Here is a 6,518-nt window from a genome sequence, read left to right as displayed (position 1 = left end):
CCGCCATTATTTTTTGTATTAACCCAAACAACACAGGTAAAACGCACGCGAAAAGCGCCGCTAAATATGGCTTTATATTTGGCTTAGGCTGGTTTGGCGCGGGTATTAGCTGGGTGCACGTATCTATTGCCACCTTTGGCGGCATGCCGCTTATAGCGTCGCTCTCGTTAATGACTTTACTGTGCTCATATTTAGCCCTGTTTCCAGCACTCGCGTTTTGGGCTGCAACTCGCTTTGCAAGTGGCCCTAAAAGCATGGGGGCACTTCTAATTGCCAGCATAGCCATTAGTGAATACTTACGTGGACACTTACTGACTGGCTTTCCGTGGCTAAGTTTTGGCTATACACAAACAGATGGCCCGCTTAGGCTGCTTGCCCCTTATATTGGCGAATTTGGCTTAACGCTTACCTGTGTTGCCATTGGTTTTGCCCTTTACAGGCTCACCCAAAAAGATTTTAAAACCCCATTAATAAGCGCAGCCGCTTTAGCGTTACTTATTATTGGCGCATTAAATACCGGTAATAATCACTACTCTGGCAAAGAAATGTCGACCTTATTGGTGCAAGGTAATATTAAACAACACCTGCGCTTTGAACCCAGTGAGTTTTGGACCACCATGAGCAAGTACCAAGACCTAACACGCCCACATTGGGATGCCGACCTAGTGGTATGGCCCGAAGCCGCCGTGCCCGAAATAGAAGCCCTTGCCGACACGTACTTAGCCAATTTAGACAGCGCGGCCTCGTTTAATAAAACCGCATTAGTTACCGGTATTGTTGACTACCAGCTCGACACCAAAACCATTTACAACACCCTTATTGTGGTAGGTAATAAAGAGCACAACGACGAGCACGGCCATTATCGCTACCTAGACAAAAACCGTTACCGTAAGCACCAGTTGTTACCTATCGGCGAATTTGTACCATTTCAGGATATATTGCGCCCTATAGCGCCATTGTTTGATTTACCTATGTCATCGTTTACCCGTGGCGATAGAGTGCAAAACAACCTACGCGCCAATGGCTTTAACCTGCTACCTGCCATTTGCTACGAAATAGTATTTTCCGATTTAGTACGCGGTAATTACCAAAGCGACTCTGACTTGCTGTTTACCGTAAGTAACGATGCCTGGTTTGGCGATTCAATTGGGCCATTACAACACATGCAAATAGCCCGCATGCGCGCATTAGAATTACAACGCCCGCTGGTACGTGTTACCAACAATGGCGTAAGCGCCGTATACGACCCACTAAGCCACACTCAGCAAACCATGCCACAGTTTGAAGCCGCGACCATGAAAGCCGATATAAAGCTTATACAAGGCGACAGCGTGTACAGTCAATACGGAAACGTCTTTGTGTGGGGGGTTGTGTTGCTGCTGGGAGTTGGTGGGTTTGCCGGTAGATTTAGAAAGTGAATTAAGCTGATAGCTTACAATAATTAACTATCAGCTATTTATACACTCAATATAAGCAGTTTTTATAACTTTAGTGAAGCTATGGTTTTATCAACCACTATATGTAATTCCGCTTTAGTGTGATTATATTCAACTAAATCTAAGCCATCCCAAATATTAAACCTATTTTGGATATATTTTTTATAGTATAGGTTATCAGCTAGCCTTTCTTCTAATAGTTCTAGTTCACGGCTTCTATAAGTGGAGTATTTCAGCTTCTTTGAAATAAAGAATAATACGTCCTGCAATGCCTCTATCAAAGTTTTTACTTCATCATAGCTAATTAAGTAATTAATACTTAAGTGGGCTCCAGCTTCCATTGCTCGCATGTGTTGAGCCTTATATTCAGACCAAATATTACTTAACTCTTCTATTAATCTCTGGTTCTCAATAGCAATATCTTCTAATTCACATTCTTCTAAATGATTAGAAAAAACACCTGTTTTACTATCTTTAAAGCCAGATGTAATAGAATGATAATTTGATGAAATCATCACGAAATTGCTACCTAAAAACCCCTTAACTTTAGGTAGTGAGTTTGTAATTATGCCTACTCTTTCATTTAAACCTCTTTGCCGTAAATATTCATGCCTAGCGTAAATAAGGGCTATTAAAGCTATAACACCACCCAAAAAACTTCCGAAGTTTGCGAACTTTTGTCCTAATCCATAATCACCAAAGAAAATGGTAATAGTACCTACAATAAGAAAAATAATAGCAACTATATAAATGTAAAATTCCCAGTACGGAGATTTCAAATCATCCATATATTTATCTAATTTCTTAAACATTGATGAACTCCCCTTGCTTTTTTAATTACGTACCAAGCCTAACTAGCTGCTTCGTACAGAAGGTTTCTTAGTCCATAATACCAACTAAGCGCAGCGACTGTGCCATGAGTTTCACCTTTAAAGTAACGTTGATTAATAATTAGATTATTGCTTGGGTGCGCTTTTAACTTTTTAGCAAACGCTACACCCCATTGATAATTTGCTTTACCAATTTCGCCAAACGCTTCGTCATTATTTGCAAAGGTAAAATATACATTGCCATTAAGCGGCTTATTTATAAGTTGTTTCTCATCAAAATAACGGTTTAGGTAGTTATTATCCCACAGGTAGGTTGCATCAATTATTAAGTAATCTGTAAATAGCGCATGGTTGCTAAGCAATACATAGCTGGCAAACAAGCCACCGAAGGACTCACCTATTAATACGCGTTTAGTTGATGTTCGGTAATTTTTATTAATGAGTGGGATAAGTTCTTTTTCAAAAAAGGCACTGTAATTTGCGGCGTTGCCAATATTTTCAAACTTTTCAAGAAGCTCACCGTTAAATGTCCAATCAACATTGGTTGGGGTAAAATCCCGCTCTCTTATCGCATTTTGACTATTAGGAATGGCTACTATAATTGCTTGTTGTATTTGCTTCTCNAAGCCGCTGAGTACTAAGTGCCTCGACTAGCCCGGCTACGGCTTTTAGATGTGTTTGGTCACCATCGAGCAAGTAAATAACTGGGTATACTTGATTGGGATTTTCATTGTAGCTTGGCGGTAAATAAACGCTAAAACTGCGTTGTTCATTTAAAATAACAGACTTAAGCTGATAGGTTTTGGCTAAAGTAATAGGCTCTGAGGCATTTACATTTATTGTAAAAAATAAATATAAAAATATTATTGATAAGACTTTCATACATATCCTTGTATTAAATTAATAGCAAACCAAGAAGAAGCGCCCTTCTTTCAACAATCAAAACACCGCTTTTATTGCTAAGCTATTCCTTAGTTCTTGAGGCTAACTTTTTATATATTGCATCTTTATCGCGTTTACCAATTGCGAGTACATACACCACAACTTCGTCATCAATAACTTCGTAAGCAAGGCGATACCCTGCCGTACGCAATTTTATTTTATAAACATTATCAAAGCCGCGTAATTTAGAGGCTGGGACATGCGGATTATCTAAGCGCTCAGCAAGTTTCTTTTTAAACTGGCTTTTAAGTGGTGGCGCAAGTTTTTCCCACTCTTTTAAGGCTGCTGGTAAAAACTTTAACTTATAAGTCATCTATACTAACTTCAACCGCTTGAGATAAATCGCCTCTGCGGCTCTCAACAACTTTAGTTAGTTCATAATCATCCAATTGTTCTATAAGTTGCTCATACATTTGTGCAGGCACCAAGTAAGCTGCAGGCTTATTATGATTTAATATGGCTATTGCAGCGCCATCAGCTTCATTTAAAAGCGCGGTTGGGTTTTTTTTAAGTTCTGAAATACTTGCCGAACAATCAGCTAAAACCTGTCTCATATAACACCTATAAAGAACTAAATTAAGACCTTATTTTAGCCCTTTTTTTATCTAAAGCTATATATTTTATAATTGCTTATTTTCTAAGTAGTTTTTACAGTCTCTTGTACCGTTTGTGCATTTACAACCTGGTTCACACTGCCCTGAATAACCACCGTCGCTGATATTTTATCTTGAATAGCTTGCCTGTTTGGGTCCCAGTACACTTGTAAGAAGCCTAATAAACCTGTTGCAAAACCGGCGCCGTATCCACCGTATCTGCCAAAACAATCAAGCATACCTAGTGGCTCNCGCCATTTAGTGAGACCACCCGAATATTACATACTTTTTTACCTGGGGTTTGTCCGCGCCATAATAACGAGAACAACGTAAAGTATACGGCCGCCCAACCAAAACCAAGGCCTAGGTCTTGAATAATGCCTTTACCCCACTGCAAAATGCTGGTGACAGGTTTGGTTTGCTCGCTTTTAGTTTCAGCTTTTTCAGTGATATTGCTTTTATGAGTTACTTCGTCCGAAATACTTTCTAGCTCTGTCTCATTATTTTTAAAATCATCTGCCGCAACGGGCTCATCATCAGCTATAGCCATTAAGTGCAATAATGTGCGCGTAACTTCAATCCCTCCTACATTTTCCATTTCATCAAGCGCTGGTAATTGGCCAACTAAATTAGCTCGAGCAACGCTTTGGCAAGCATCATCGCAGTTTTTATCGTCGTCTGTTTGCGTTAAATAGGTGCGTATTATTGCTTTATCATGCTCGCTTAGCTCATCGTTTTGCTGTGTTTTTTCTAGTTGAGGTGTTTGTATAGCGGTATCGCCTTCAAAAAAATCAATCGCTAACGAGAGTACAGTTAGTGAACTTACAAATAAAAAGCTCGCGGCAAAAAGCTTTAAGGCTCTGCGCCAAAACGACGACATTTTTGGAAGATATTGCTGCGCAGTGCCTTTATAAAAAGCCATTGCAGCCACAAAGGCAATTAAAGTGGCGCTTAGCTTAGCGGCCATAAATATTAAAGTGACATCAATAGTCATCGCCAATGCACGTTTAATGGGGCTCGCTAATGGAAGACCTAATAACGCTTGGTCAATTTTAAAGGCATACGGAGTGATCACGTCTTTGGTTTCAGAGTCTGATAACGCGAGTTGCTCTATCTCTTTGGTTTTCATTTTTATTTTTATGTTTTTAAAATGGGTAAGCTATTTAACTTACGCGCTTTTTATTTTTATATCAATCCGCTTAATTAAGTGATCTATTTTGCGAATTGGTATTAGCTCAAGTTAAAGCTATTGATTTACCAGCATAAATAAAGGGCTGTATACATGCAGCCCTTAAAATACTTTATTTATAATAATTAAGCGGTTGGGTAATCGGTATAGCCTTGCTCTGCGCCACCAAATAAGGTGTCGGGGTTGTGGCTATTTAGCGGTTTACCTTGCTTTAAACGTGCAGGTAAATCTGGGTTAGACACAAACGGGCGACCAAAGCCAATCATGTCGGCCCAGCCTTGTGCTAGGGCTTCATCGGCACGTTCTTTAGTGTACTTACCTGCATAAATTAATACGCCGCTGTACGCTTTACGAATAGCCTGTTTAAACTCAACACTCATTAAAGGGGCATCATCCCAGTCGGCTTCAGCAATGTGCATATAGCCCACGCCAGCGTCGTTTAGTGCTTGAGCAACGGCTAAATATGTTTGCTCTGGGTTATCATCAACCGTGCCGTTAAGCGTGGTAAGTGGTGCAAGCCTTACACCTACTTTTTGACTACCAATTTCATCGCTTACTGCATTTACAACCTCTGTTAAAAAACGCAGACGATTTTGCACACTGCCGCCATATTCATCAGTACGGGCATTTGATTGCGAGTCTAAAAATTGGTTAATTAAATACCCGTTAGCAGCGTGTAGCTCTATGCCATCAAAGCCTGCGTCTACTGCATTTTTAGCCGCTTGGCGAAATTCGCCTAGTACATTTTCAATATCTTGCTTGCTCATTTCACGCGGTAACTGAGTCTCAACAAAGCCAGGTTCGCCGTTAGTATCTACAAATACTTTTACGTCTTTTGCAGCAATGGCCGATGCTGATATAGGCTGNCACCGCCTGTGTTATCGCTGTGTGTTACGCGCCCTACATGCCAAAGCTGCGCAAACATAACACCACCAGCATCGTGCACTTTGTTGGTCACCGTGCGCCAACCTGCTACTTGCTCGTTTGTGTAAATACCTGGTGTCCAGGCATAGCCTTTACCCAGCTCACTTATTTGTGTGCCTTCGCTTACTATTAACCCAGCACTTGCTCGCTGCGCATAATAAGTGGCCATTAAATCATTGGCAATGTCGCCAGGCTGCGTTGAGCGCGAGCGAGTCATTGGTGGCAAAACAATACGGTTTTTTAAAGTTTTACCTGCAAGTTCTATGGGTGAGAAAAGTAACGTCATAATGCCTCCTAAGTTTGATGGCGCTCATAATAGCGCAGCTATATAAATTCAAAAATAGCAAAAAACACAAAATAGCTTTGTTGTATTTGCAAAAGTGTCTGCTTATTCTTCTGCTAAGCATTACATACAAACTATTTAAAAAGTGATGCTAGTGCTAGAAAATTTAATTGATACAATATAACATACCAATAAATACCTATTAGTAAGTAAAATTAAATGATCAATAAACTGCCCGTCACAGTGTTATCAGGCTTCTTAGGCTCAGGTAAAACAACCGTACTTAGCCATATTCTTAATAACCGACAAGGAAAAAAAGTG

9 protein-coding genes and 1 pseudogene are annotated in these 6,518 nt (G+C 40.1%); 2 read left to right on the top strand and 8 right to left on the bottom strand.

The window, feature by feature from the left end:
• On the top strand, positions 1–1,418 hold a 1,418-nt coding region (gene lnt / locus L650_RS0106785), incomplete at its 5' end, for an apolipoprotein N-acyltransferase (protein ID WP_029772624.1).
• Positions 1,419–1,480: 62 nt separating this feature from the next.
• Here lnt and L650_RS0106780 read toward each other — a convergent pair.
• The 8 genes and pseudogenes from L650_RS0106780 to L650_RS0106755 form a co-directional block, all read right to left on the bottom strand.
• Complete coding sequence (locus L650_RS0106780; protein ID WP_029772623.1) at positions 1,481–2,248, bottom strand: hypothetical protein; 768 nt, start codon at positions 2,246–2,248, stop codon at positions 1,481–1,483.
• 38 nt (positions 2,249–2,286) lie between these two features.
• Positions 2,287–2,835, bottom strand: coding sequence for an alpha/beta hydrolase (locus L650_RS24700; protein ID WP_262974669.1), 549 nt, complete (start codon positions 2,833–2,835; stop codon positions 2,287–2,289).
• A gap of 13 nt (positions 2,836–2,848) precedes the next feature.
• Positions 2,849–3,148 (bottom strand): esterase family protein, encoded by a 300-nt coding sequence (locus L650_RS24695; protein WP_262974668.1) that lies wholly within the window; start codon positions 3,146–3,148, stop codon positions 2,849–2,851.
• An 82-nt stretch (positions 3,149–3,230) separates the two neighbouring features.
• Positions 3,231–3,521, bottom strand: a complete 291-nt coding sequence (locus L650_RS0106770; RefSeq protein WP_029772622.1) for a type II toxin-antitoxin system RelE family toxin — start codon at positions 3,519–3,521, stop codon at positions 3,231–3,233.
• A complete protein-coding gene (locus tag L650_RS0106765; protein ID WP_029772620.1) occupies positions 3,511–3,762 on the bottom strand; it encodes a type II toxin-antitoxin system Phd/YefM family antitoxin in 252 nt (83 codons plus the stop codon). The genes L650_RS0106770 and L650_RS0106765 overlap by 11 nt, the downstream gene beginning before the upstream one ends.
• A gap of 83 nt (positions 3,763–3,845) precedes the next feature.
• Positions 3,846–4,040: a hypothetical protein gene (locus L650_RS24825; RefSeq protein ID WP_411157021.1), complete on the bottom strand. Its 195-nt coding sequence runs from the start codon at positions 4,038–4,040 to the stop codon at positions 3,846–3,848.
• A 2-nt stretch (positions 4,041–4,042) separates the two neighbouring features.
• Positions 4,043–4,930 carry an RDD family protein gene (locus L650_RS0106760; protein ID WP_411157020.1) on the bottom strand — a complete coding sequence of 296 codons (888 nt, stop codon included), beginning with the start codon at positions 4,928–4,930 and terminating at the stop codon, positions 4,043–4,045.
• 185 nt (positions 4,931–5,115) lie between these two features.
• Positions 5,116–6,200 (bottom strand): annotated as a pseudogene (locus tag L650_RS0106755) (alkene reductase).
• A 216-nt stretch (positions 6,201–6,416) separates the two neighbouring features.
• Between L650_RS0106755 and L650_RS23610 the strand changes: the two are divergent.
• Positions 6,417–6,518 (top strand): GTP-binding protein (locus L650_RS23610; protein WP_164835546.1); only part of this gene is annotated, 102 nt, incomplete at its 3' end.

The sequence above is a fragment of the Pseudoalteromonas sp. TB51 genome (assembly GCF_000498055.1).
Lineage (GTDB): Bacteria > Pseudomonadota > Gammaproteobacteria > Enterobacterales > Alteromonadaceae > Pseudoalteromonas > Pseudoalteromonas atlantica.
This window is presented reverse-complemented; position numbering and strand designations above follow the sequence as displayed.

Bases quoted from the DNA above. Each gene is read 5' to 3' on its own strand.
- L650_RS24825 (WP_411157021.1), bottom strand. From the start codon at position 4,040: ATGCTTGATTGTTTTGGCAGATACGGTGGATACGGCGCCGGTTTTGCA.
- L650_RS0106780 (WP_029772623.1), bottom strand. From the start codon at position 2,248: ATGTTTAAGAAATTAGATAAATATATGGATGATTTGAAATCTCCGTAC.
- L650_RS0106770 (WP_029772622.1), bottom strand. From the start codon at position 3,521: ATGACTTATAAGTTAAAGTTTTTACCAGCAGCCTTAAAAGAGTGGGAA.
- L650_RS0106765 (WP_029772620.1), bottom strand. From the start codon at position 3,762: ATGAGACAGGTTTTAGCTGATTGTTCGGCAAGTATTTCAGAACTTAAA.